Origin of the sequence: Rhizobium rhizogenes NBRC 13257 (assembly GCF_000696095.1) — a bacterium.
In the GTDB taxonomy this organism is placed as follows: Bacteria; Pseudomonadota; Alphaproteobacteria; order Rhizobiales; family Rhizobiaceae; genus Rhizobium; species Rhizobium rhizogenes.
Window position 1 is genome coordinate 484,565 of sequence record NZ_BAYX01000001.1, and the last position, 23,728, is coordinate 508,292.

At 59.6% G+C, this 23,728-nt stretch carries 25 protein-coding genes and 3 tRNA genes; 23 read left to right on the plus strand and 5 right to left on the minus strand.

Features of this window, described 5'->3' with window-relative positions; translation table 11 throughout:
* Positions 1-288: 288 nt before the first annotated feature.
* The 12 genes from cobA to RRH01S_RS02345 all read left to right on the plus strand — a co-directional run bounded on the left by cobA (position 289) and on the right by RRH01S_RS02345 (position 11,621).
* The gene (gene cobA / locus RRH01S_RS02290; RefSeq protein WP_012651695.1) at positions 289-1,137 is read left to right on the plus strand and encodes a uroporphyrinogen-III C-methyltransferase; all 849 of its coding nucleotides are present in this window, start codon (positions 289-291) and stop codon (positions 1,135-1,137) included.
* Complete coding sequence (locus tag RRH01S_RS02295; protein WP_012651694.1) at positions 1,134-2,441, plus strand: cobyrinic acid a,c-diamide synthase CobB; 1,308 nt, start codon at positions 1,134-1,136, stop codon at positions 2,439-2,441. Before cobA ends, RRH01S_RS02295 begins: the two co-directional genes overlap by 4 nt.
* Positions 2,438-3,436 (plus strand): threonine-phosphate decarboxylase CobD, encoded by a 999-nt coding sequence (gene cobD, locus RRH01S_RS02300; protein WP_012651693.1) that lies wholly within the window; start codon positions 2,438-2,440, stop codon positions 3,434-3,436. The genes RRH01S_RS02295 and cobD overlap by 4 nt, the downstream gene beginning before the upstream one ends.
* The gene (gene cbiB / locus RRH01S_RS02305; protein WP_012651692.1) at positions 3,433-4,413 is read left to right on the plus strand and encodes an adenosylcobinamide-phosphate synthase CbiB; all 981 of its coding nucleotides are present in this window, start codon (positions 3,433-3,435) and stop codon (positions 4,411-4,413) included. Before cobD ends, cbiB begins: the two co-directional genes overlap by 4 nt.
* Positions 4,414-4,535: 122 nt before the next feature.
* The gene (locus RRH01S_RS02310) at positions 4,536-4,964 is read left to right on the plus strand and encodes a L,D-transpeptidase (RefSeq protein WP_012651691.1); all 429 of its coding nucleotides are present in this window, start codon (positions 4,536-4,538) and stop codon (positions 4,962-4,964) included.
* A 199-nt stretch (positions 4,965-5,163) separates the two neighbouring features.
* The gene (locus RRH01S_RS02315; RefSeq protein WP_012651689.1) at positions 5,164-5,448 is read left to right on the plus strand and encodes an acyl carrier protein; all 285 of its coding nucleotides are present in this window, start codon (positions 5,164-5,166) and stop codon (positions 5,446-5,448) included.
* A gap of 122 nt (positions 5,449-5,570) precedes the next feature.
* Entirely contained in the window at positions 5,571-6,044 is a 474-nt protein-coding gene (locus RRH01S_RS02320; protein ID WP_007696697.1) for a 3-hydroxyacyl-ACP dehydratase FabZ family protein, read from the plus strand.
* A gap of 43 nt (positions 6,045-6,087) precedes the next feature.
* Entirely contained in the window at positions 6,088-7,293 is a 1,206-nt protein-coding gene (locus RRH01S_RS02325; protein WP_012651688.1) for a beta-ketoacyl-ACP synthase, read from the plus strand.
* 12 nt (positions 7,294-7,305) lie between these two features.
* A complete protein-coding gene (locus RRH01S_RS02330; protein ID WP_012651687.1) occupies positions 7,306-8,592 on the plus strand; it encodes a beta-ketoacyl-ACP synthase in 1,287 nt (428 codons plus the stop codon).
* 54 nt (positions 8,593-8,646) lie between these two features.
* Positions 8,647-9,675, plus strand: a complete 1,029-nt coding sequence (locus RRH01S_RS02335; RefSeq protein ID WP_042469812.1) for a zinc-binding dehydrogenase — start codon at positions 8,647-8,649, stop codon at positions 9,673-9,675.
* A 5-nt stretch (positions 9,676-9,680) separates the two neighbouring features.
* Positions 9,681-10,613: a lipid A biosynthesis lauroyl acyltransferase gene (locus tag RRH01S_RS02340; protein WP_042470016.1), complete on the plus strand. Its 933-nt coding sequence runs from the start codon at positions 9,681-9,683 to the stop codon at positions 10,611-10,613.
* A gap of 273 nt (positions 10,614-10,886) precedes the next feature.
* Complete coding sequence (locus RRH01S_RS02345) at positions 10,887-11,621, plus strand: PAS domain-containing protein (protein ID WP_042469813.1); 735 nt, start codon at positions 10,887-10,889, stop codon at positions 11,619-11,621.
* Between the two features lie 10 nt (positions 11,622-11,631).
* Here the strand turns inward: RRH01S_RS02345 and RRH01S_RS02350 are convergent, their stop codons facing one another.
* The 3 genes from RRH01S_RS02350 to RRH01S_RS02360 all read right to left on the minus strand — a co-directional run bounded on the left by RRH01S_RS02350 (position 11,632) and on the right by RRH01S_RS02360 (position 14,059).
* Positions 11,632-11,823: a hypothetical protein gene (locus RRH01S_RS02350; protein ID WP_042469814.1), complete on the minus strand. Its 192-nt coding sequence runs from the start codon at positions 11,821-11,823 to the stop codon at positions 11,632-11,634.
* Positions 11,820-13,025 (minus strand): zinc metallochaperone GTPase ZigA, encoded by a 1,206-nt coding sequence (gene zigA / locus RRH01S_RS02355; RefSeq protein WP_012651684.1) that lies wholly within the window; start codon positions 13,023-13,025, stop codon positions 11,820-11,822. The genes RRH01S_RS02350 and zigA overlap by 4 nt, the downstream gene beginning before the upstream one ends.
* Before the next feature lie 92 nt (positions 13,026-13,117).
* Complete coding sequence (locus RRH01S_RS02360) at positions 13,118-14,059, minus strand: zinc ABC transporter substrate-binding protein (protein WP_012651683.1); 942 nt, start codon at positions 14,057-14,059, stop codon at positions 13,118-13,120.
* A gap of 99 nt (positions 14,060-14,158) precedes the next feature.
* On the opposite strand from RRH01S_RS02360, the gene RRH01S_RS02365 reads away from it, so the two are divergent.
* Genes RRH01S_RS02365 through RRH01S_RS02375 form a run of 3 tightly spaced genes read left to right on the plus strand, consistent with a single transcriptional unit; the run spans position 14,159 to position 16,243 of the window.
* On the plus strand, positions 14,159-15,028 hold the full coding sequence (locus tag RRH01S_RS02365; RefSeq protein WP_042469817.1) for an ATP-binding cassette domain-containing protein: 870 nt from the start codon (positions 14,159-14,161) through the stop codon (positions 15,026-15,028).
* Positions 15,021-15,848: a zinc ABC transporter permease subunit ZnuB gene (znuB, locus tag RRH01S_RS02370; protein ID WP_007696670.1), complete on the plus strand. Its 828-nt coding sequence runs from the start codon at positions 15,021-15,023 to the stop codon at positions 15,846-15,848. The genes RRH01S_RS02365 and znuB overlap by 8 nt, the downstream gene beginning before the upstream one ends.
* Complete coding sequence (locus tag RRH01S_RS02375; RefSeq protein WP_012651681.1) at positions 15,845-16,243, plus strand: Fur family transcriptional regulator; 399 nt, start codon at positions 15,845-15,847, stop codon at positions 16,241-16,243. The genes znuB and RRH01S_RS02375 overlap by 4 nt, the downstream gene beginning before the upstream one ends.
* A 52-nt stretch (positions 16,244-16,295) precedes the next feature.
* On the opposite strand, the gene RRH01S_RS02380 is transcribed toward RRH01S_RS02375, so the two are convergent.
* Complete coding sequence (locus tag RRH01S_RS02380; protein WP_012651680.1) at positions 16,296-16,826, minus strand: gamma carbonic anhydrase family protein; 531 nt, start codon at positions 16,824-16,826, stop codon at positions 16,296-16,298.
* A 16-nt stretch (positions 16,827-16,842) separates the two neighbouring features.
* Positions 16,843-17,538 (minus strand): fumarylacetoacetate hydrolase family protein, encoded by a 696-nt coding sequence (locus RRH01S_RS02385; RefSeq protein WP_007696662.1) that lies wholly within the window; start codon positions 17,536-17,538, stop codon positions 16,843-16,845.
* A gap of 626 nt (positions 17,539-18,164) precedes the next feature.
* Between RRH01S_RS02385 and RRH01S_RS02390 the strand changes: the two genes are divergently transcribed.
* The 8 genes from RRH01S_RS02390 to RRH01S_RS02435 all read left to right on the plus strand — a co-directional run bounded on the left by RRH01S_RS02390 (position 18,165) and on the right by RRH01S_RS02435 (position 23,266).
* Positions 18,165-18,389 (plus strand): helix-turn-helix domain-containing protein, encoded by a 225-nt coding sequence (locus RRH01S_RS02390; RefSeq protein ID WP_131597796.1) that lies wholly within the window; start codon positions 18,165-18,167, stop codon positions 18,387-18,389.
* 96 nt (positions 18,390-18,485) lie between these two features.
* Positions 18,486-18,911 carry a hypothetical protein gene (locus tag RRH01S_RS02395; RefSeq protein ID WP_042469823.1) on the plus strand — a complete coding sequence of 142 codons (426 nt, stop codon included), beginning with the start codon at positions 18,486-18,488 and terminating at the stop codon, positions 18,909-18,911.
* Between the two features lie 3 nt (positions 18,912-18,914).
* Positions 18,915-19,193: a hypothetical protein gene (locus tag RRH01S_RS02400; RefSeq protein ID WP_042469824.1), complete on the plus strand. Its 279-nt coding sequence runs from the start codon at positions 18,915-18,917 to the stop codon at positions 19,191-19,193.
* Positions 19,168-21,291 (plus strand): bifunctional DNA primase/polymerase, encoded by a 2,124-nt coding sequence (locus RRH01S_RS33100; RefSeq protein ID WP_052365166.1) that lies wholly within the window; start codon positions 19,168-19,170, stop codon positions 21,289-21,291. The genes RRH01S_RS02400 and RRH01S_RS33100 overlap by 26 nt, the downstream gene beginning before the upstream one ends.
* A gap of 360 nt (positions 21,292-21,651) precedes the next feature.
* Positions 21,652-22,707, plus strand: coding sequence for a hypothetical protein (locus RRH01S_RS02420; protein ID WP_178128619.1), 1,056 nt, complete (start codon positions 21,652-21,654; stop codon positions 22,705-22,707).
* Positions 22,708-23,024: 317 nt separating this feature from the next.
* Positions 23,025-23,101, plus strand: a tRNA-Met gene (locus RRH01S_RS02425).
* 5 nt (positions 23,102-23,106) lie between these two features.
* Positions 23,107-23,184 (plus strand) — tRNA-Pro (locus tag RRH01S_RS02430).
* A gap of 6 nt (positions 23,185-23,190) precedes the next feature.
* Positions 23,191-23,266: transfer RNA gene (locus tag RRH01S_RS02435), tRNA-Thr, on the plus strand.
* Positions 23,267-23,728 lie beyond the last annotated feature (462 nt).

Sequence of the window (23,728 nt, forward strand, 5' to 3'; positions counted from 1 at the left end):
TTGGAGGGGGCGGCGATGCTGTCCCCTCCATGGAATTTTGCTCTATGATTTTCTTATTCTATAATATTATCAAATAATTGCAGTCGCTCTGTCGCAATTCGATTCAAGCGCTTAAAGCGTTGAATCGGGCTTGCTCTTGTCGTCGTCGGGAAAACGAATAGCGCACTATTGCTGCCGTCCGGATCCGATCTGATCTATCCTTCATCGAGGAATCGGGAGTTCGACCGCTGCCCTCTTATCCCATTCTCAAGATTGCAATTTTTGCCATCCGGGCATAGGACAGATGGGATGAACGATACCGCATTTTCCAATCTGCCGGCGCTGGAGCCGGGCTCCGTTTGGCTCGTTGGCGCCGGACCGGGCGATCCCGGGCTGCTGACCTTGCTGGCGGCCAAGGGATTGGCGGAGGCGGACATTATTGTGCACGATGCGCTCGTCAACGAAGATTGCCTGAAGCTCGCGCGCCCTGGCGCCGCACTCGAATATGCCGGCAAGCGCGGCGGCAAGCCGTCCGCCAAGCAAAGGGACATTTCGCTGCGTCTGGTCGAGTTGGCGCGGGCCGGAAAGCGGGTGCTACGGCTTAAGGGTGGCGATCCCTTCGTCTTCGGGCGCGGCGGTGAGGAAGCGCTGATGCTGGTGGAACATGGCATTCCCTTCCGCATTGTGCCGGGCATTACCGCCGGGATCGGCGGTCTCGCCTATGCCGGCATTCCGGTTACGCATCGCGACGTCAATCACGCCGTTACTTTTCTCACCGGTCACGATTCTTCCGGCCTCGTGCCGGATGCGATCAATTGGGAGGCGATCGGCAAGGGCTCGCCCGTCATCGTCATGTATATGGCGATGAAGCACATCGCCCAGATCAGCGCCAATCTCATCGCAGCCGGCCGCTCGGCCGACGAGCCGGTTGCCTTCGTCTGTAATGCCGCCACGCCTGCACAGCAGGTGCTGGAGACGACGCTCGGGCGTGCTGAGGCCGATGTCATCGCGTCGGGCCTGGAGCCACCGGCGATCGTCGTGGTCGGCGATGTCGTACGGTTGCGGCCCTCCCTCGATTGGCTGGGCGCTTTGAACGGCCGCAAGCTCGTTCCGGCAACGGAGATGCGGGCGCGTGGTGGGCGTAAGGTGCCGGCATGAGCGGCCTGTTGATCGCAGCTCCAGCCTCGGGCTCGGGCAAGACCACGATCACGCTCGGCCTGCTTAGGGCGTTGCGGAAAAAGGGGATTGCGGTTGCACCGGGTAAAGCCGGTCCCGATTATATCGATCCTGCTTTTCTTGCGGCGGCGGGCGGCTCGCCCTGCCTCAATTTCGATCCCTGGGCCATGCGCCACGAACTGATCTCCGCCAATTCGGCGCTGCACCGTGCCGGCGACCGGATGCTGGTCATCGAAGCCATGATGGGACTGTTCGACGGCGCTGCGGATGGCTCGGGTACGCCCGCCGATCTTGCCGCTTTCCTGGGGCTTTCCGTCGTGCTGGTGGTCGATGCCTCGCGCATGTCGCAGTCTGTCGCCGCTCTCGTTAGCGGCTTTGCCAATTTCCGCACCGATATCCGCATCGCCGGCGTCATCCTCAACCGGGTCGGCAGTGACCGGCATGAGACGATGCTGCGCAAGGCGCTAGAAGCGGTTCGTATTCCCGTCGCCGCCGTCATTTGCGCCGACAAGGGGCTGACGTTGCCGGAGCGGCATTTGGGGCTGGTGCAGGCTGGCGAACATGCGGGTCTGGAAGCCTTCATCGAACATGCGGCGGAAACGCTCACCAAGGCGTGTGATTTCGGATTGCTGCTGCGCGCCGCGCAACAGAATATCGTCCGGCCATCGGCCGCCAACGTCGCCCGGCTCATGCCCTTCGGTCAGCGGATCGCCGTCGCCCGCGATATCGCCTTTGCCTTCTGCTACGAGCATATGCTCCTCGGCTGGCGCCGGCGCGGGGCGGAGATTTCATTTTTCTCGCCACTGGCTGACGAGGCTCCGGCGGCGAATGCGGACGCCATCTATCTGCCGGGCGGTTATCCCGAGCTGCATGCGGGCAAGCTCGGGGCTGCAATGCAATTCCATGAGGGGATAAAGGCTGCGGCGGCGCGAGGCGTGCGGATCTATGGCGAGTGCGGCGGCTATATGGTGCTTGGCGATGGATTGGTGGATGCCGCCGGCATGCGCCACGCAATGCTTGGCCTGTTGCCGGTCGTCACCAGCTATGAGAAGCGTCAACGCCATCTTGGCTACCGGCGCGTGACACCGCTGGCAGGGTCCTTCTTCGAGCGGTCGATGACGGCGCATGAATTTCACTATTCGACCATCGTCTCGGAAGGCGAGGCTGATCGGCTCTTCGCGGTCTCGGATGCACTTGGCGCTGACCTAGGTGCGGCGGGCTTGCAGCGCGGCAATGTCGCCGGGTCCTATATGCATCTGATCGACCTTGCCGGTGACGTCGCGTGACGGGCAGGATCGTACATGGCGGCGGCATCACCGCCGCGGCATGTCTTTACGGCGGACGACCGGAAGACTGGCTCGATTTGTCGACCGGCATCAACCCCAATCCCGTCCCATTGCCCGATATACCCGTTTCCGCCTGGCATAGGCTGCCGGATCAATATCTGGTGGAGCGGGCGCGGGAGGCGGCAAGGGGCTATTATCGCAGCGGCGACATTCTGCCGCTGCCGGTTCCAGGTACGCAATCGGTCATCCAGCTTTTGCCGCGACTGGCACCGGTCGGCAGCGTCGCGATCCTGTCGCCGACCTATGGGGAATATGCCCGAGCCTTTAAACTGGCCGGGTTGCCGTTGAACGAAGTCACCGAGATCAATGATGTCACCGAGGGCAATGACCTTGTCGTCGTCGTCAATCCCAACAATCCGGATGGCCGGCTGCTGCCCATCGAGCGGCTACGGGAATTGCATGATCGGCTGCAAGAGCGCGGCGGTATATTGGTGGTCGATGAGGCGTTCGGGGATATGGAGCCGGAGGCAAGCCTTGCGCCTCATGCCTCCTCCATGCCGAACCTCATTATCTTCCGTTCCTTCGGTAAATTCTTCGGTCTCGCTGGCCTGCGCCTCGGTTTTGTCATCGCGGAAGCCTCTATCCTCGCGCGTTTCGAGGATTGGCTTGGCCCCTGGGCGGTTTCCGGGCCGGCGCTTTCACTGGCTGCTTGCCTGATGGACGGCGATACCACCGCTATCCGCAATCGCATTCTCGACCGGCGCGCAGCGCTGGACGCCGTTCTTCACAGAGCCAAACTCAATATCGCCGGCGGCACGGGGTTGTTTGCTCTGGTTGCCGACGAGCGGGCAAGCGACATTTATTCGTATCTCTGCCATCATCATATTCTTGTCCGTAAGTTCGATTATGCGCCGAATTGGCTGCGCTTCGGCCTTGCTCCGGACGAGGAAGGCGATCGCAGGCTGGCCGGGGTGCTGGAGAATTATTCGATATGATCATCGACGAACATTTGCTCATTCTCATTCTGGCGCTGCTGCTGGACCGCATCATCGGCGATCCCGCCTGGCTCTGGCAGCGCCTGCCGCATCCGGTCGTGGTGTTCGGCAAGGCAATTTCCTTTTTCGATCGCCATTTCAATGCCGAGCACCTGCCGGATCTGACGCGTCGCCGCAATGGTGTGATGTCGATTGCCGCGCTGCTCTTCGGCGCGGCTGTCGCCGGCTGGGCCGTTCACGGACTGCTCGCTTTCTTCGGCTGGTTCGGCATTCTGGTCGAGGCGGGGCTGGTGGCGATATTCCTGGCGCAGAAGAGCCTGGCCGATCATGTCGGCGAAGTGTCGAGCGCGCTGCGCAGCGAAGGCTTGGAAGGCGGACGTCGCGCGGTGTCGCGCATCGTCGGGCGGGATCCCGAGACCTTGGATGAACCCGGCGTTTGCCGTGCCGCCATCGAGAGCCTTGCGGAGAATTTTTCCGATGGCGTCGTGGCGCCGGCGCTCTGGTATGGCGTTTTCGGCCTGCCGGGTCTGTTTATCTACAAGATTCTGAACACCGCCGATTCGATGATTGGCCATAAATCCGAGACTTATATCGATTTCGGCTGGGCTTCAGCTCGGCTGGACGATGTCGCCAATTGGCCGGCGGCGCGGCTGTCGATCCTGCTGATTGCCGCCGGTGCACTCGCCAAGAAGGGGATTTCGGCTCTCGGCAACACGATCCGCGTCGCGGTCCGCGATGGCGGGCTGCATCGCTCGCCGAATTCCGGCAGGCCGGAAGCGGCGATGGCCGGCGCCCTGGATATCCAGCTCGCCGGGCCGCGCGTCTATGGCGGCGAAGTCGTGAGCGAGCCGATGATCAACGGTTCCGGTCGGGATACGGCCACCGTCAGCGATGTCGAGGCGGGCATCTCGATCTTCTATTCCGCCTGCTCGATGCTGACGTTCCTTGCTTTCCTAGCCTTCCTGCTGCTGCTTTGATCCATCGGTTTGCGTTAATGAATCGCATACCATATGTATTAATTTAGTATAATCTGATGTATGATAGTGGTTTCCTTCATCGGAATTGTTTCAAAGAGAAGCAAACGATGGAAGGGGACAAGATGAAACGGATACTGGCAGCTGCTACCGCATGTCTATTCCTGCAGTTTCATGTCGCTTCGGCGCAGGCCGGAACTGTTCTTGCCAAGATTGATCTCCGCTCACAGACGATGACCGTTTCCGAGGACGGCGTCCTCAAGTATCGTTGGAAAGTATCGACGGCGCGCAAGGGTTATGTGACGCCGACCGGTTCCTATACGGCGAAATGGCTGTCGCGCGATCACCGCTCCAAGAAATATGATGATGCGCCGATGCCTTATGCGGTATTCTTCAATGGCGGCTATGCGGTGCACGGCACCTACGAGCTGAAGCGTCTTGGCCGGCCGGCGTCACATGGCTGCGTGCGGCTGGAGCCGCGAAACGCCGCGACCTTCTTCTCGATGACATCGGAAGCGGGGCTCAAGAACACCCGCATCGTCATCAGCGACTGATCGGTTTCATTTGCAAACCATTACGGTTAGCCGCAATGCTGCCGTATCTTGCTCGCATGCCCGCCGCTATCCAAGGCCAGAAGCGTCTTTGCTGTTTGCGCAACAGTGCTTTGCCAAATTGCCGGGGTTTCGAGCGGAGACCATTGGCTTTTGGAATGGATTTCCCTATGAGGGGGATTGAATTATTATTTCATGAGGTATGGGCGTGACTGCTACATTCGACAAAGTTGCCGACATCATCGCTGAGACAAGCGAAATCGATCGTGAAACGATCACCCCGGAGAGCCATACGATCGACGACCTTGGCATCGATAGCCTGGATTTCCTCGACATCGTCTTCGCTATCGACAAGGAATTCGGCATCAAGATTCCGCTGGAACAGTGGACGCAGGAAGTCAACGACGGCAAGGCTTCGACCGAGGAATATTTCGTCCTCAAGAATCTCTGTGCCAAGATCGACGAATTGCGCGCCGCCAAGGGCTGAGCAACGTCTTTGCATTTTTGCCGCCCAGCCGCTCCTGACTATAGCGGCCGGGCGGTTTCATTCTTAACTATCGTATCCTGCCCGGACCATCAGAGGTCAGCGGGGCAGGGTCGGAGGCGTTGATGCTGCTGGAATATTTCCAGATGATCGATCGGGTTGTGTCCGTCGATCTGTCCAAGGGCCTGTTGAAGGCGCATTCGGTCGTGCCGGCCAAGAGCCCTGTTTTCGAAGGTCATTTTCCCGGCATGCCGCTCGTTCCCGGCGTTCTCCTGATCGAAACTATGGCGCAGGCGTCCGGCATGCTGGTGCTGGCGGCAACCAACTTCGCCTCCATGCCGTTTTTGATGTCGGTCGATGGCGCCAAGATGCGGACCTTCGTCGAGCCCGAGGCGGAGCTCGACATCGAGGCGGAACTGGAGCATGACGGCTCGGGCTTTGCGGTGACAAAGGCGCGGATCACCATAGCCGGCAAGAAGATCTGCGATGCGCAGTTGAAGCTGCGCACCATGCCGTTTAATGAAGTGCCGCTCGCCGACATCGTGCGCAAGCGGGCAGGCGAGGTCGGGCTTCTCGACGCCATCGCCGCCAATGGCTGACGCTTCCGGCTTAGATGGCGCCGCATTCTTAGAGGATTGATGAATGAGCAAGGCTCAGAATGATGTGGTGATCACGGGTGTCGGCATTGTCACCTGTCAGGGTGTTGGCAAGGAAGCGCATGTCGCTCTGCTGACTGCGGACAAGACGCCGACGACCATCGTCGAAACCGAGAAATTCAAACCCTATCCCGTGCATCCGCTGCCGGAGATCGACTGGTCGCAGCAGATTCAGAAGCGCGGCGATCAGCGGCAGATGGAAAACTGGCAGCGCATCGGTGTCTTCACCGCCGGCCTGGCGCTGGACGATGCCGGCTTGAAGGACGATCTCGAGGCCTGCGGCAGCATGGACATGATTGTTGCGGCCGGTGGTGGCGAGCGCGACCTCAATGTCGATACGCTGATCGTCGACGAGGGTCTGAAGCGCAACGACCGCGAATTGCTGCTGAACGAGAAGCTGACGACCGAACTGCGTCCGACGCTGTTCCTGGCACAGCTCTCCAATCTATTGGCCGGCAATATTTCGATCGTCCATAAGGTGACGGGCTCGTCGCGCACCTTCATGGGTGAAGAGGCAGCCGGTATCTCAGCGGTTGAGACCGCTTTCCATCGCATCAAGTCGGGCGAGTCGAGCCATGCATTGGTCGGCGGCGCGTTTTCGGCCGAGCGGCAGGACATGATGCTGCTGTTCGAATCGGTGAACGCCCATGCGATCGGCGAATGGCACCCGCTCTGGTCCCGCAAGCCGGAAAACGGCGGCGGCATGATCATGGGTTCGCTTGGTGCCTTCCTTGTGCTGGAATCCCGCGCCCACGCGGAAGCGCGCGGCGCGCGCATTTACGCGACGATTGACGCGATCGAAGGCGATCGCGGCAGCCGCGACGGTGGCAAGTTCGAGGCGCGGCTGGAACGCCTGCTCGCGCCCGCCAAGGACGCTCAGGGCGACGACACGATCGTCTTCTGCGGCACGACGGCGATTGCCGATCTTGCAACGCGCGAAAAGACCGTGCTGGAAGCGCAGCTCCCCGCATCGGCCATTCGAGGGTATGCCGGGGTTTCCGGCCACGGGCTCGAAAGCCAGTTTCCGCTCGGGATCGCTTTTGCGGCGCTCGCGGTCGCCAACAAGGCCAAGGTGCCGGCTTTCGACGCCGCACACGAGAAGCCGATGAAGGTCGGAGCGACGAAGGCCGTCGTGACGACCGTTGGCCACGCGCGCGGCGAAGGCATCGCCGTCCTGTCCGCCGAAGCGTGAGGAGTTAGCATCATGACCGCATCCGCCTATAAGGATCATCTCGGCCGCCCCATCGTCGCTGTTACCGGCATGGGCATCATCACCTCGCTCGGCCAGGGATTGCAGGACAATTGGAACGCGCTTTCCTCCGGCACGTCGGGCATTCACGGCATCACCCGCTTTCCGACTGACGGGCTTTCGACGCGCATTGCCGGCACGGTGGATTTCATCGATATTCCGGCGCCGAACGCTGTCGAGCGCTCCTATGCCTTCGCGCGCGAGACGACGATCGAGGCGCTTGCGCAGGCCGGGCTTTCCGGTGATTTCAACGCGCCGCTCTTTCTGGCCGCGCCGCCGATTGAGCCGGAATGGAGCGCGCGTTTCGCCCTTGCCGACCGTTCGCCGCCAGCTGATCATCCGGGCGACGCCTACGATCGCTTCCTTGCCGCGATGCGTCAGCGTCCCGATCCGGCCTTCCATGAGGCAGCACTGTTCGGCGCTATTTCGGAGCGTCTTGCCGATCGTTTCGGTACGCGCGGCCTGCCGGTGACCCTGTCCACGGCCTGTGCTTCGGGTGTCACCGCGATCCAGCTCGGTATAGAGGCGATCCGCCAGGGTCGCACGACGCGGGCATTGACGGTCGCGACCGATGGCTCGCTCAGCGCTGAAGCGCTGATCCGTTTCTCCCTGCTGTCGGCTCTTTCCACCCAGAACGACCCGCCGACCAAGGCATCCAAGCCTTTCAGCAAGGATCGCGACGGCTTCGTTATCGCCGAGGGTGCGGCGACACTGGTGCTGGAATCGCTGGAATCGGCGGTTGCTCGCGGCGCAAAGATCCTCGGCATCATGAAGGGCGCCGGCGACAAGGCCGATTCTTTCCATCGCACCCGCTCGTCGCCCGATGGCGGCCCGGCTATCGCGACGATCCGTGCAGCTCTTGCCGATGCCGGCATGGCCGAGACAGATATCGGCTATATCAATGCCCATGGCACATCGACGCCGGAAAACGACAAGATGGAATATGGTGCCATGTCCGCCGTCTTCGGCGAACGGCTGCCAACCATCCCGGTCTCATCGAACAAGTCGATGATCGGCCATACGCTGACGGCGGCCGGTGCGGTCGAAGCGGTGTTCTCGCTGCAGACGATGCTGACTGGCACGCTGCCGCCGACCATCAACTATAACAACCCCGATCCGACGATCATTCTTGACGTCGTGCCGAACCAGAAGCGTGAAAAGCAGGTCAGCGCCATCCTTTCGAACTCCTTCGGGTTCGGCGGACAGAACGCCAGCCTTGTCATGGCGCTCGAACCGGCTTAATCGGACTTTTGAAGAACAAGACATAACTGCGCCCAAGGGGCGAGGGATTTTGCCATGCGTGCTTTGCAACTGATCGACGACCGCAAACTTGAGATCACCGATCTGCCGGAGCCAGAGGCTCCAGGCGCGGGCGAGGTGACCCTGCGTGTCAAGGCGGTCGCCCTCAATCATATCGACGTCTGGGGCTGGCGCGGCATGGCCTTTGCCAAGCGCAAGATGCCGCTGGTGATCGGCGCGGAAGCGTCCGGTGTCGTCGAAGCGATCGGGCCGGGCGTTGCCAATGTGCTGCCGGGCCAGCTTGTGTCGATCTATGGCGCGCGCACCTGCGGCCTCTGCCGTCATTGCCGCGAGGGTCGCGACAATCTCTGCGAACATGTTGGCGGCGTGCATGGCTTCCATCTTGACGGCTTCGCCCAGGAAAAGGTCAATCTGCCGGCGCGCCTGCTGGTTCCGGCTCCTCCCGGTGTTGATGCGATCGGCGCGGCGCTGGCGCCCGTCACCTTCGGCACGGTCGAGCACATGCTGTTCGACAATGCCGAGCTGGAGCCGGGCGAGACGATCCTCGTTCATGCCGGCGGCTCTGGCATCGGCACGGCGGCGATCCAGCTTGCCAAGAAGATCGGCTGCACCGTCATCACCACCGTTGGGTCCGACGACAAGATCGAGAAGGCCAAGGCGCTGGGCGCCGATCACGTCATCAACTACCGCACCGACCGTTTTGAGGGCGTGGTGCGCAAGCTGACCAAGAAGAAGGGCGTCGACGTCGTCTTCGAACATGTCGGCAAGGATACCTGGGCCGGCTCCATGCTGTGCATGAAGCGCGGCGGTCGTCTTGTCACCTGCGGCTCGACCTCGGGTGTCTCCACCGAGATGAACCTGATGATGCTCTTCCAGCAGCAGCTGAAACTGCTCGGCTCCTTCGGTTGCCGCATGGAGAACATGGCGAATGCCATGCAGAAGATGGCGCGCGGACTGGTGCATCCGGTGATCGACACTGAAGTGAGCTTCAGCGATATCGACCGGGCGCTGGAGCGGATGGAATCGCGCCAGATCTTCGGCAAGATCATCCTCAAGATGGATTGACCGGCGTGAAGCTCGTCATCACCCGGATCGTCATTGCGCTCAGGAACTTCCAGCAATGGCTGGTGGCGCAGGTCATCTTCGGGTTCCTGAACTTCCTGAAGCTCTTTCCGGCCGATGGCGGCATCAATTTCGCCGACTGGCTGACGCGGAAAATCGGGCCGCGCATGCGTCGGCACCAGCTGATGCAGACCAATCTGCGTAACGCTTTTCCTGAGAAGAGCGAGACGGAGATCGCTGAGATCGCACTGGCGAGCTGGGGCAATATGGGGCGGCTGGCGGCGGAGTATGTTTTCCTCGACCGGCTGTTCGATTTTGATCCGTCTCGTGATGAACCGGGCCGTATCGAGGTCTCCGGCATTCCGATCTTTCTCGACTTGCGGGAGAACCCGCGGCCATTCATCGTCTTTACCGGGCATACGGGCAACTTCGAGTTGCTGCCGGTCGCTGGCGCGGCCTTCGGACTGAAGGTCACCGTGCTCTTTCGTCCGCCCAATAATCCCTATGTGGCACAGAAAGTCTTCGATTTTCGCGCCAAGCGCATGGGCAGTCTCGTGCCTTCGCATGCGGGATCGTCCTTCACGCTAGCTCGGCAACTTGAGAATGGCGGCGGGGTCGGTGTGCTGGTCGACCAGAAGTTCCGCAAGGGGCTGAAGACGCTATTCTTCGGTCGCGACGTGAAGACCAATCCGCTGCTGCCGAAGCTGGTGCGGCAGTTCAATTGCGAGGTCTATCCGGCCAGATGTATACGTTTGCCGGGCAATCGCTATCGTTTGGAGATCGAACCGAAGCTGGAAATGCCCCGCGACGAGCGGGGAAACCTGGATTTGCCGGCTACCGCGCAACTGCTGAACGACAAGGTCGAGAGCTGGGTGAGGGAGTATCCCGAACAGTGGCTTTGGTATCACGACCGCTGGAATATCAAGAAGACTGTTTTCTAAAATATTACCGAAAACGGGGTGGTTTGTGTCGAAATGAACCAGTTTTAACCCCAATAGGTCGCATACTTGACCTTGGGTAAGCCCTTGCTTTCGAAAAATTCGCCTTTTCCGAGAACTTCCATTCATCACAGGATTGAACGTGAGGGTAAGTCATGTTATTTCAATTTTCAGAAAGTTTGGTGAGATTGCGGACACCAAGCTGAAAATCCTTGGTCATGATAGCGTTGGGAATGAGGCCCGATAGTTGTTTATGGGCAAGGGCAGGAGGGCAATTTGCTGGCACTCTTTCATGCCTTCTCCACGAAATGCGCCCAGATTCAACGTGCGGTCAAGCTGGGTGATGACGAGCTGGTTAGTTCTCTGGATCGCGAATTGGAACCGCTTATAGCGGCTATTATGGCCTACAAGGCCAACAGTCTTCTTGAAATGTACATGCAGCTCCAATTCATGAGCAATCTCATTCGCGAGGAATCGGATGACCGTTCGCGTGTGTTGCGCAACTCCGCGTCGTTGTCGTTGCTGATTGATCGCTATTTTGGCGGCTCCAGCGATGCTGCGGCGGAAGTGCTGATGGCATTCTCCACGGAGAGAGACGAGCATGAGAGCGAGGTCTCCGGTTTCGACGAGGACAACGTTCTGAACGACGTCATTCTCGACAGCCTGCCGGATCGGGTCGCCGTGATCACGCGCGATTACCGCTATCTCTACAGCAATGCGGCCAATTCCGAATTCCTGAAGTCGAAGCCGATCGAGCTGGTCGGGCGGCACCTTGCCGAGTTCATCGGCTCCGAATGCTTCGAGAGCAGCTTCAAGAACAAGCTCGATGCCTGCTTTCTCGGTGAGACGGTCGATTGCCTCTATCCGGCCCAGCATCCGACGGATGCCGGAAAGACCCTGCATTGCCGCATGACGCCGCTGCGGGCCACCAAGCCCAGAGGCGAGGTGATCGGCGCATTGCTGGTCGTGCATGAAGTCAGTGTCGTTCCAGCCAGCATGCTGGTGGCCTGATCACGCCGTTTCAGGCTCCGAACAACAAACGTTCCAGCGTGCCCGCAAGTCTGCGGGCCGCCGGTTTGTCGAAATTTTCTTCTTCTTGATCGAAAGCCGGTGAAGCGGCTTTCGGAATTGTTTTTGCTGGTTTTTTCTCGCCATCTTCCGCTTGGCATTCAAAGCAGAAGCAGCGGAAGCTAATGGCCTTCGGTTCGCTCATGCGGCTGGTCTGTTCCAGCTCGCAAATGGGTCCGGCAGTTTCTTCCAGCGCTCTGGCGTGAAAGTCTTCCCTTCGATGAGACAGGCATCCAGTTCAGCGGTGATCTTCTGCTGATCCATTGGATCGGCACCGATGAAAACCAGTTCCTGGCGGCGGTCGCCCCAGGTCGGGTCGAGATAGGGGGCGATTGCGCGCTTGAAGGCGGGATCGGTCGGCCATTGTTCCTGCGGGACGGCCGCCCACCAGAGGCCCATCTTGGCGGTACGCACCAGCGCGCCCGCCTGGCTCATTTCGCCGACATAATGCGGGCGGGTTGCAAGCCAGAAGAACCCCTTGGCGCGCACGACGCCCGGCCACGAGCGATTGAGAAACTCCTGGAATTTCATGGGATCGAACGGTTTCTTCGCGCGATAGACGAAGGAGCGTATGCCGTATTCCTCCGTCTCCGGAACATGGTCCTTGAAACCGTGCAACTCCTTGTACCAGAGCGGGTGCGTCTCGGCGCGGTCAATGTCGAAGCGGCCGGTGCCGAGCACCTCCGCCGGCTCCACCTTGCCGAAATCTGCCTCGATCAGGCGTGCATCGGGGTTGAGGCCAACGATGATCTTGCGGGCGGCGTCCTGCTGCTCAGGGCTTGCCGCGCCCATCTTGTTGAGGACGACGACATCGGCGAATTCGATCTGCTCGACGAGGAGATCGACGATGGTCCTGTTGTCGCCATCGCCCGCGGTTTCGCCGCGATCGGCGAGGAAATCGGTCGAGCCGTAATCGGCCAGCAGATTGGCGGCGTCGACGACGGTGACCAAGGTGTCGAGCCTGGCGACATCGGAAAGGCTATTGCCGTCTTCGTCACGAAACTCGAAGGTCGTGGCGACGGGCAGCGGTTCGGCGATCCCTGTCGATTCGATCAGCAGATAGTCGAAGCGATCCTGGGCGGCGAGCTGGCGCACCTCCTTCAGCAAGTCATCGCGCAGCGTGCAGCAGATGCAGCCATTGGTCATCTCGACGAGCTGTTCTTCGGTTCTCGAAAGATTGGCGCCACCGTCGCGCACCAGCGCGGCATCGATATTCACCTCGCTCATGTCGTTGACGATCACAGCGACCCTGAGGCCCTGGCGATTGTTGAGGATATGATTGAGCAGCGTCGTCTTGCCGGCGCCGAGGAAGCCGGAAAGCACCGTGACCGGAAGTTTTCTGTTCATGATGACCTCATCTGTAATGTAATATCATTACGTTTATGAATCTGAAAAAAGCGAGCAGATAGCTCGCTCCTTTCGGCGATAGAGTGCCTGTCTCAGGAGAGGCAGGTCTTCAGGGAATTGGCGATGCCGCGCATCAGGTCGAAATAGAGATCCGGGCCTTGCGGAAGGGTTGCCGCTTCCGGGTCAAGCACGCCGGATTTCGCGGATGTACCTTCAAGGACGACATTGACCAGCTTTGGCTCGAATTGCGGCTCGGCGAAGACGCAGGTGGCACCGAGTTCGGCGACCTTGCCATGAATTTCCGATATGCGCTGCGCGCCGGGAATGCTCTCCGGGCTGACCGTGATCGAACCGGCGACACGCACGCCATAGCGGCGCTCGAAATATTGGTAGGCATCATGGAAGACGATGAAGGGCTTGCTCTTCACTGGAGCGAGAGTGGAGGCGATTTCCGCGTCGAGCGCGTCCAGCCTGTCGTCCAGCGCCTTCTGATTGGCTTCATAGGTCAACGCATTGGCGGGGTCGGCGGCGACCAATGTGGTGGTAATTTCGGCCGTCATCGCCTTGGCATTGTGCGGATCGAGCCAGAGATGCGTGTCGAACTCTCCGTGATCGTGATCATGATCCGTGGGCTCGTCGCCATCGTCATCGGCTTCGAAAGCGCCACCCTCACGGAATTTCAGCTTGGTGATGCCGGGCGCCTTGTCGAGTTCGACCACCAGGGCGTTCGCGCCGAGAGCCGAAAGCGGCTTTTCCAGGAAGGTTTCCATGCCAGGTCCGACCCAGAAGACCACCTTGGCGGCTTCCAGCGCCTTCGCGTTCGAGGGCTTCAGCGCATAGGTATGCGGCGAGGCAGCACCGTCGACGATCAGCTCTGGCGTACCAACTCCGTCCATGATTGCGGCAACGAGCGAGTGAATGGGCTTGATCGATACCACCACATCCGGCGCATCGGCAGCCATCGTGGCGCTTGCGAAAAATCCGGAGAACAGCAGGGAGGCGGTGAGGGGGAGGAAGGACTTTACTATGGTCATGCGCGATCGCCCTTGAATGGGTCTGTTATGTTATTACATCAATTGCGTTATGCTATAACGTGTGCGATAGCAAGGCGCAACAGCGCAAGTGGAAATTTCATGCTTTCTTCCGTGGACAATCAGAGACAGCCGCTGGTGTCGCTCCATGATGTCGGCGTCCGCCGTGGCGGCCGCTGGCTGGTGCGCGGCGTTGATTTCTCAGTGAACCGCGGCGAGATCGTTACGCTGATCGGCCCAAACGGTTCGGGGAAATCCACCAGCGCCAAGGCGGCGATCGGCGTTCTGAAGCCGGATGAAGGCAGCGTCGAGCGTATCGCCGGCCTCAAGGTCGGTTACGTTCCGCAGAAGCTTGCGATCGACTGGACTTTGCCGCTGAGCGTCCACCGCCTGATGACCTTGACCGGACCTTTGCCCGAAACTGAATTGAGAGCGGCGCTCGAGGCTGTGGGGATTGCCCATCTCGCCAGGGCCGAGGTGCAGAATCTGTCCGGCGGCGAGTTCCAGCGGGCGCTGCTGGCTCGCGCCATCGCTCGCAAGCCAGACCTTTTGGTGTTGGACGAGCCGGTGCAGGGCGTCGATTTCAGCGGCGAAATCGCGCTTTACGATCTGATCAAATCGATCCGCAATTCCGAAGGTTGCGGCATTCTGCTGATCTCGCATGATCTGCATGTGGTCATGGCCGAAACCGATACGGTTGTCTGCCTCAACGGGCATGTCTGCTGCCGTGGCACGCCGCAGGCGGTCAGCCAGAGCCCGGAATATGTCAGGCTGTTCGGCACGCGGGCGGCGCAATCGCTGGCGATCTACAGCCATCATCATGACCATACGCATCTGCCGGATGGCCGGGTGCAGCATGCCGACGGCACGATCACCGATCATTGCCACGCCGATGACGGCCATCACGACCATGATCATCGTCATGATGATCACGAGCACCATCATCACGCCGAGGGGGAGCGCCATGTTTGACGACTTCTTCCTGCGCGCCGTCGTCGCCGGCGTCGGGCTGGCTTTGACCACCGGACCGCTCGGCTGCTTCATCATCTGGCGGCGCATGGCCTATTTCGGCGATACGATCTCGCATTCGGCGCTGCTCGGCGTGGCGCTGTCGCTGCTCTTCCAACTCAATCTGACGCTCTCTGTCTTTGCGGTCGCAGCGCTGGTGTCGATCCTGCTGCTCTTCCTGCAACGCCGGCAGGCGCTGTCGGCGGATGCACTGCTCGGGATCCTGTCGCATGCGACGCTGGCGATCGGCCTTGTCATCGTGGCTTTCATGAGCTGGGTCAGGATCGATCTGATCGCCTTCCTGTTCGGCGACATCCTCGCTGTCAGCCGCGCCGATATCGCGATGATCTGGGGCGGCGGTCTCTTCGTCTTGGCGGCGATCGCCTGGCTTTGGCGGCCGCTGCTCGCCTCCACCGTCAATCCGGAGTTGGCCGAGGCCGAGGGCTTGCGGCCGGAGCGGGCGAAGCTGTTCTTCATGCTGCTGATGGCCGTTGTCATTGCCATCGCCATGAAGATCGTCGGCATATTGCTGATCACTGCGCTGCTGATCATTCCCGCCGCCACCGCGCGCCGGTTTGCCGCGACGCCGGAGATGATGGCTGTTTTCGCCTCGCTCGTCGGTGCGGTTGCCGTCGTTGGTGGCTTGTTCGGCTCGCTACGCTACGACACGCCGTCCGGCCCGTCGATTGTGGTCGCGGCGCTCATCCTATTTATCTTCAGTCTGCTGCCTCTTGTTCGCAGGGGCGGCGCGCCGGCGGCGCAACAAGGAGGACAGGAATCATGACCACTCCGATGCTCACGAAGAACCAGACGCTTGTCTTCGATGTCCTGACCAAGGCCGAAGGTCCGCTCAGCGCTTACACCATCCTCGACAAGCTGCGCGACAATGGTTTCCGCGCGCCGCTGCAGGTCTACCGGGCGCTGGACAAGCTGCTGGAATATGGCGTCGTGCATCGTCTCGAGAGCATCAACTCCTTCGTCGCCTGCGCCCATCCGAATGAGAATTGCCACAGCCACGGCCTGGTCGCCTTTGCCATCTGCGAGAGCTGCGGACAGGTGACCGAATTCCATGACCATGAAGTGGATCACCGGTTGATGGGCTGGCTGAAATCGCAGAAATTCAAGGCCGAGAAGTCGACCATCGAAATCCGAGGCCATTGCGCGAGCTGCGCGACTTAAGTCTCTGGACGGCGTTTTATCCCAAAACCGAGTACACTTTTGGGAACGCCGTCTAATCCAGTCTCTTGAGATCCCGCGCAAAGCGCTGCCAGTTGGCAATATAGTTGCGCGCCGAGCGGCGCAGGCCATCGATAGCGGCTTCGTCCAGCACGCGGATCGCCTTCGCAGGCGCGCCGACGATCAAGGAGCCATCCGGGAATTCCTTGCCTTCGGTCACCAGCGCATTGGCGCCGACAAGGCAGTTGTTGCCGATCTTCGCGCCGTTCAGAACCGTCGCGCCCATGCCGATCAAAGAATTGTCGCCAATAGTGCAGCCGTGGATGATGGCGTGGTGGCCGATGGTGCAGCCTTCGCCGATGGTGACGGGAAAGCGGGGATCGGTGTGCACCATCACACCTTCCTGGATGTTCGTGCCCTTGCCGACGACGATCGGCTCGTTGTCGCCGCGCAGCACGGCGCCGAACCAGATGCCGACATCCTCGCCGAGCTCCACCTTGCCGATGACGGTGGCATCCGGCGCGATCCAGTAGAGGCCGGGTTCGGGCGTCTTCGGCACCAGGCCGGAAAGGGCGTAGAGCGGCATGCTGTCCTCCTTGCGATCAAACCACGTTCAGCACCAGCGTTGCCACGCCGTCGACGGCGCAGGTGATCCGGTCGCCGCGTGCGACGGGGCCGACGCCGGCGGGCGTGCCGGTCAGGATGATGTCACCGGGCGCCAGCGTGAAGAGCTTTGACAGTTCGGCGATGATCTCCGGCACTTTCCAGATCATCTGCTGGAGGTCGCCGCGCTGTGCCGCTTCGCCGTTGCGCATCAGCCAGATGCCGCCCTTGTCGGGATGGCCGACCTGGGTTGCCGGAACCAGCGCCGAGACCGGCGCGGAATGTTCGAACGCCTTGCCGATTTCCCAGGGGCGGCCGAGCTTCTTGGCTTCGCCCTGGAGGTCGCGACGGGTGAAATCGATGCCGACGCCGTAGCCGTAGATGCAGTCCAGCGCGCGTTCGGCCGGAATGTCGGCGCCGCCGCTTCTGAGCGCGATCACCAGTTCGACCTCATGATGCACATCGGACGACAGCGGCGGATAGGGAAAGTCGCCCGACACCAGCAGATTGTCCGGGTTCTTCTGGAAGAAGAAGGGCGGCTCGCGGCTGGGATCATGGCCCATTTCGATCGCATGATCGGCATAGTTGCGGCCGACGCAATAGACGCGTCGCACGGGGAAGAAAGCGGCTTCACCCTCGATCGGCAGCAACACGGGCGCGGGCAGGGGAATGACGGTGGCGGGAGTTTCGGTCATGGCTACTCTTCAATTGTTCAATCTGTATCCGGAAGACTTGCGGCCTCCGACTCCGTTGGTCAACCTAGCATCATTGTTGCCGCCGGGAAAACTGGCCTTCGACAAGGTTTTGGTGTAGATCGCGGGCAGAAAGGTTTCCCATGTACGCTGACGCCCTGAAGACCGGCCGCAAGATTTTCGCGGTCGCCCCGATGATCGACTGGACTGACTTGGCTTGAAATAAAGGCCTGCGAAGGGCGTGTCGTACTTCTCGTCGTACCTTATTATTCAGTAGTGCGAATAGGCGGGGAGTTATCTTACCTTTTTTGGGGGGGTATATCGGTGCAGCCGCGCAGACCGCAGCACAACCTACAAACTCGTGCGCCTTTGACAAATTTGTAAGTTTACATTCTACTTCTCTCATGAACTGCCACAAGGGAGATAGATATAGATATGGAAAGAGCCGCACGCGCGACACATCAACGGCGAGTGGGATTATTCTACGCTCCGGAGCGCAGCTAAACCGTGCCAAATCTTGACAAAATTGTCAAATTAGAATACTGTAAATATCAAATTAGAATACTGTAAATAAACGCTCTGCGATATGATAATCTACATGTCAAATATGTAACCTGAGGAGGGAAAGCTTGTCAAGCGAAAAAATGAACACGCCTGAGGCCGCTCGATACATTCGTAAGTCGGCGTCATGGCTTAACAAGACGCGGCTGACCGGGACGGGGCCTGTGTATTTGAAGATCGGCGGCTCTGTTCTCTATGTGAAGTCTGATCTGGACAATTGGCTTTCCGGAATGCGGCGCACTGCAGTGTACGACTTCGCAAATGACAACGTGCGGGCTATGGCAGCCGCCTAATTCAATTCGCCCGTGGACTTTTCCTAGTCTCGGGCCGACATCGCCCATCATCGACATCATATTTGCCGACCGGCACTGCCGGCGAAGGAGGATTTTTTGCGCGTTTCCAAACAGGTTGAAGGCCCATCGTTGGTCGAAGTTCTGGCCTTTACTATGATCGAAAACATTGACGATGTTGCCCGTGTTGAGCGATCGGTCGCTGATCGCATGGCGGCGGTTCGCGGATGGTACGGCTGGCGGGTTTCTGCGATTAAAGTCACGGAAGACGCCGACGAATTGTCGCGAGTTAATGTCCATGCGCAGCCGGTTGGCGCGGGTTATCGCGAAGCCGCCGTTTTCGAATTCCTCGTCGACCAACTTGGTAAACGCCGGTCTGATCGGTTCGATGCCTTTGTACGAGCGTGCGGCATCAAAGAACGAGTCGACGACACGCGTCAGATCGAAGGCCGCTATTTCTCGACGCGGAACCGAGGTCGTACTTCGCTGGATTTCGGCCCACTGACCAACACGCTCGCGGTCTGATCCATGAAGATACTCGACATGAAACCCGCCGCCTATCCTGGCGGCGGAAGGATGGAGCACGTCGCAACATTCGACGCGCAGGTGACGGATGACATCGCCGTCTACGGAATGCGCCTACTGAAAGCGCCAAACGGCCAGCATGTTTCATATGCGCCCACCGCACTTGGTGGTCGCCGATCGGTGACATTTGCTCGCCCTTTAGCTGAGGCCATTACCGCCGCCGCTTTACAGACACTCACGGAGCTCGACACCGCCCATGACCGCACCGGCCGCGCAGCCTGAAATCCCGACGACGGCGCTGGACATAGCGCTCGAATATAACCGGCTGGAATGGCCGGTCTTTCCGTGCCGGGCAGCGCCCGAGGACATCGTTGATCTAGAGACCGGCGAGATCGAAACGCGCGGTGCCAAGACGCCACTCGTGTCGAGAGGGCTAAAAGACGCAACGCTGAATGCGCCCCTAATTGGCAGACTTTGGGCGCGCTATCCTAACGCCATGATAGGCGTCCCCACCGGGGCGCCTATTGGCGCATGGGTGCTCGACATCGACGTGCCGCCAGACCACGAGGACGGCCGCATCTGGCTTGCCGCAATGGAGGAGGTGCACGGCCCGTTGCCAGAAACACGCACGGCCACGACGGCCAGCGGCGGCAAGCATTATTTCTGGCGATATACCACCGAAGTCAAAAACCGTGCTTCTATCGGACCTGGCGCTGATCTGAGAGGCGAAGGCGGCTATGTTATCGCGCCAGGCAGCGTCATGGCAGACGGCCGGTGCTATAGCTGGGACAACGATCTGCCGATCGCCGACGCGCCGGCGTGGTTGCTTGAGATCGTCACACCACGCCAGGCGGCGCCAGTGGCCACGCAGCGGTTCGACTACCGGCCGCATGCCGCTGATCGGTACGTGGAGGCTTCAGTCGACGACGAGCTGCGTATTCTCGCAAACCATGCCGTCGGGGGACGTGGCGCCCAAGTCAACGCTAGCGCCTACAACCTTGGCAAGTTTGTCGGCGCCGGCTTGCTGTTGAGATCGGAGGCAGAGGCGGGGCTCTTTGCTGCCGCGCAGGCGAATGGCGTCGTCGCAAAGGATGGCGAGCGCGAGATCTACGCCAAGATCCGGCGCGGCCTCGACGCTGGCATCTTGCATCCAAAGCACATTCCTGAATCCGACCTTCATAGAGATAATACCCCGCCAATCGATCCGGCGATGCTTCAGCGACTTGTTGAAAACAGTCTGCGCAAGAAGGCGGACGTGACCACAGTGGCTGCGAACGACAACGAGCCAGCTAGGACGCAATCGGTGGAGCTGCCTGTCGTGAATCCGGCGGACTGGCAGGGTAAGCATGTCCCGCCGCGAGAATGGTTCATTGATGGACTTATACCTCACCGACAGGTGACAATTCTGGCTGGTGATGGTGGCGTTGGGAAATCGTTGCTGGCTCTCCAGTTTGGCGCTGCAGCCGCGCTTGGCATTGACACGGTGGGTTGCTCGCCTCAACGGGGCAGGGTGCTCTATCTCGGCGCGGAGGATGAAGCAGACGAGTTTCACCGACGCCTCGCCGACATTGTTCGAGGCCATGGCAAGCAGCTATCAGATCTCGAGGACTTCCGCCTGATCCCCATGGCGGACCTCGATGCCTTGCTGGCCGTTCCAGACAACAAGGGCGTCATGCAGCCGACGACGGTCTGGACGCAGCTGTGCGATCTAGCACGCGAGTTTCGGCCGTGCTTCATCGTTCTAGACACAGTGGCTGATCTTTTCGGAGGCGATGAGATCAAGCGTGGGCAAGCACGCCAATTTATCGGCATGCTTCGGAGACTTGCGATCGAAATAAACTGCTCGATCGTGCTGTTGGCGCATCCGTCACAGGAAGGTATTCGCTCCGGTTCGGGTGCCTCTGGCAGCACCGGCTGGAAGAACAGCTCACGTTCGATGCTCTATTTCAGCAGGCCTGACAACGACAAGGAAGTCGATCCGGACCTGCGTTTTCTCAGCACCAAGAAGAGCAACTACGGCAAGGTCGGTGGAGAGAGCAAGCTGCGATGGGAAAACGGCTGCTTCGTCGTCGAGACTGCCGGGTCGTCCCCGACGCTCGGGCTGATAAATCGAAAGGCTGATGGCGTATTCGTCGAGCTCCTCAGAACATTCGCGAGAACCGGGCAGCACGTAGGAGCCTCGCCAGGAACAAACTATGCGCCGGCGAAGATGGCAAAGAATTCTGGAGCGGACGGCCTATCGAAGAAGGCACTTGAAGCCGCAATGCAGCGACTTCTGGAAGACGGAACGGTCAAGCTGGTGTGGGATGGGCCGCCGTCCAAGCAACGCCAGAGGCTAATGGTGAGCACTGACGACTACGGAGCTAGAGAGAATGGATGAATTTCCACCGACCCTTCCACCGGGCTTCCACCACCCTTCCACCGCCTTCCACCGACCCTACCACCTCTCCCCCTTATACCCCCTGCGAGGTGGAAGCACCTCGCGGTGGTGGAAACCACCGCAGCGCTCCCACACTCTGAAAGGAGAAAAGATGATCCGAACCCGAGTTCAAAACATAGGCGGCCCATTTCCGGGCAAGGGCGCAGCGCCAAGCATGCTGCATGACAAGGTCCTGCTTCCCGGCCGACGGGCAGCATTCGAAGCACTTAACGATGCCGCGTCCATGCGGCCGACCGTGACAGACGCGGGCTCGCTTGTGGCTGCAAATGACAATAAATCGGCGAAGAAGGAGAAAGCGGCTTGATCGAACGCACCACCAAAGAACACCGCGCCGAGGTCGAAGTATGGAGAGCTTCGGCTCCCAAGAACGATCACGAAATTTTCGGTCGCAAGGTGAAGGCCGAAAAGCCTCGTCATCGAGATCTTTCTGAACTGTCGGCGTTACTCGCGATGCGCAGCCGGCCGATAGGTGTTGCTGAGGGCGTCGACGTGACCGTGGAGCCAACATCACCCATTGCAACGAATTGGCGCCTTGTTCCGGCGAACGACAATGAGCTACCGCATGAAGATGCAGGTGTCGAGCGCGTCGTCGAAGTCATCCCAAGCGTTGATATGATTATGCGCGAGGTGTGGGAGGACGATATCGAGTACGGGCTCCATATCGACGAAAACGGCAAGCGTCACAAAGTAATCACCCGGATCGGTAAGTTGCGCTTCAGCGACGGCAGTCAGACGGAAAAGGGACAGAAGCTGGTCCTGGATAAGGTGGTAGACGCTGACATCAAGATGCCCGTCGGCGCCATGCTTGGCTGCCGCGAAAAATCAGCGCGAGATAAGGGCGCCGAAATAGATACCACCGGCAGCAACGCGTATTATCGATGGATGGTCAAAGGTCGTGTTGCCACGCCGCCGAAGCTAACCCCGAAAAAGGGCGAGCGGTTTGCCATCTCAAAAGCTGAGGCTCGGAAGATACTTGCCGACGCCTACGCAAATACGCCGGTCTTGCCACAGACCAAGGTTTGTCCCGATGGCCTTCCCTATGCTCCTAGCAATCTGCGGCAACTGTTCATCGGTGGGCGAAAGGGGAAGAAAGGAGAGAGCGGCTCACAGGCTTGGCAGGACATCTACACCCAGAAGGAAAATCGCGAGACATTCAATCGCGGCCTCGATGCGATGCAGGACGCCCATGTGCGGGTGCTCAATGAAGCCATGACGGCGAAGAGCCTAAGCGAACTCGGAGAGGCGCGCGGCTACTGTGGCCGACATGCTGTCGATGCCGGTCGACGTCTGTTGCGGGCTGCCAATGATAACTTCCAAGAAGCAATGAAACTGGCGAAATACGCAGCGGAAGGATGACGGGAAGTTTCTCGCAGTTCAAAACCCTACAAAGGTGAAGGGGTTGATCCCCACACCTTTCCGGGCGCACGAATTGTTTGCGACGGACGCTCGGCCACGATGTGAGCCGGGCGTAACTACGTGCCTGACACGCCATATCGGCGCACCATGTCGGGCCTCTTCAGTACATCGTGGTCACGCCTCTGCGCTTCGTATGCGCCCACGATATTGCATTGCCTGGCGCTGCCTCCTCCAGCGACGGGCGATCGTGCGGCGAGTTGAGTATGCTTGGTGTCTACGGACGCCAGTTAGTCATGCTCCTCGCCGCTTTTGCTTTCTGCGCGGTAGAGAAGCCCGGTATCTCGCCAGCCTCATAAGCTGGAAATCGTCCGTTCGAATCGGACCTGCGCAACCAAACATCTGTGTGTAGCTCAGTCTGGCCAGAGTACCGCACTTGGACTGCGGGAGTCGTTGGTTCAAATCCAACCACGCAGACCACATCACGCTAGCATAGCTCAGTAGGAAGAGCGCCTGCCTTGTAAGCAGGATGTCGCGGGTTCGACTCCTGCTGCTAGCTCCATAGGTTGCAAATGGTTGACTACCGTAGTGCCGACGCGCGCCTCTATCGCGGGCTCTACAATGGCAAGCGATGGCGTGTCATGCGTGACGCGCAGCTGAGCATTGAGCCGCTGTGCCGGCGGATCCGCCGGCTTTGGTTTTGAAGGCACCAGCAAAATGTCAACAATTGCGCTTGCGCTCGAATCCTTCAATTCGCCAAAGAAATATACGACCTGAATCCTTGAATTATGGACAGTGTCTTGAATTATTTCTGGAAATCGAGCTGCCTATTTATGGCTTTGATTTCCTTGCGTGTTTGCAAGAAATTATTGAAAATCAATGCGTAAACGAAACGCTGATAGTCAACTAAATGTTGACATTATGCCGATGGGAATTAGATTGCAGACGTTGAGTACGTGGCATGCGAACCGCGAAAGCGGGCTGCGGAAAGATACTGAAGAAATTCAGTCTCAGCCAAAAGGCT

Excerpts from the sequence above, each read along its gene's own strand:
- cobA (WP_012651695.1), top strand. The coding sequence starts at position 289 with ATGAACGATACCGCATTTTCCAATCTGCCGGCGCTGGAGCCGGGCTCC.
- RRH01S_RS02295 (WP_012651694.1), top strand. The coding sequence starts at position 1,134 with ATGAGCGGCCTGTTGATCGCAGCTCCAGCCTCGGGCTCGGGCAAGACC.
- cbiB (WP_012651692.1), top strand. The coding sequence starts at position 3,433 with ATGATCATCGACGAACATTTGCTCATTCTCATTCTGGCGCTGCTGCTG.
- RRH01S_RS02310 (WP_012651691.1), top strand. The coding sequence starts at position 4,536 with ATGAAACGGATACTGGCAGCTGCTACCGCATGTCTATTCCTGCAGTTT.
- RRH01S_RS02315 (WP_012651689.1), top strand. The coding sequence starts at position 5,164 with ATGGGCGTGACTGCTACATTCGACAAAGTTGCCGACATCATCGCTGAG.
- RRH01S_RS02320 (WP_007696697.1), top strand. The coding sequence starts at position 5,571 with ATGCTGCTGGAATATTTCCAGATGATCGATCGGGTTGTGTCCGTCGAT.
- RRH01S_RS02325 (WP_012651688.1), top strand. The coding sequence starts at position 6,088 with ATGAGCAAGGCTCAGAATGATGTGGTGATCACGGGTGTCGGCATTGTC.
- RRH01S_RS02330 (WP_012651687.1), top strand. The coding sequence starts at position 7,306 with ATGACCGCATCCGCCTATAAGGATCATCTCGGCCGCCCCATCGTCGCT.
- RRH01S_RS02335 (WP_042469812.1), top strand. The coding sequence starts at position 8,647 with ATGCGTGCTTTGCAACTGATCGACGACCGCAAACTTGAGATCACCGAT.
- RRH01S_RS02350 (WP_042469814.1), bottom strand. The coding sequence starts at position 11,823 with ATGAGCGAACCGAAGGCCATTAGCTTCCGCTGCTTCTGCTTTGAATGC.
- zigA (WP_012651684.1), bottom strand. The coding sequence starts at position 13,025 with ATGAACAGAAAACTTCCGGTCACGGTGCTTTCCGGCTTCCTCGGCGCC.
- RRH01S_RS02360 (WP_012651683.1), bottom strand. The coding sequence starts at position 14,059 with ATGACCATAGTAAAGTCCTTCCTCCCCCTCACCGCCTCCCTGCTGTTC.
- RRH01S_RS02365 (WP_042469817.1), top strand. The coding sequence starts at position 14,159 with ATGCTTTCTTCCGTGGACAATCAGAGACAGCCGCTGGTGTCGCTCCAT.
- znuB (WP_007696670.1), top strand. The coding sequence starts at position 15,021 with ATGTTTGACGACTTCTTCCTGCGCGCCGTCGTCGCCGGCGTCGGGCTG.
- RRH01S_RS02375 (WP_012651681.1), top strand. The coding sequence starts at position 15,845 with ATGACCACTCCGATGCTCACGAAGAACCAGACGCTTGTCTTCGATGTC.
- RRH01S_RS02380 (WP_012651680.1), bottom strand. The coding sequence starts at position 16,826 with ATGCCGCTCTACGCCCTTTCCGGCCTGGTGCCGAAGACGCCCGAACCC.
- RRH01S_RS02385 (WP_007696662.1), bottom strand. The coding sequence starts at position 17,538 with ATGACCGAAACTCCCGCCACCGTCATTCCCCTGCCCGCGCCCGTGTTG.
- RRH01S_RS02400 (WP_042469824.1), top strand. The coding sequence starts at position 18,915 with ATGAAGATACTCGACATGAAACCCGCCGCCTATCCTGGCGGCGGAAGG.
- RRH01S_RS33100 (WP_052365166.1), top strand. The coding sequence starts at position 19,168 with ATGACCGCACCGGCCGCGCAGCCTGAAATCCCGACGACGGCGCTGGAC.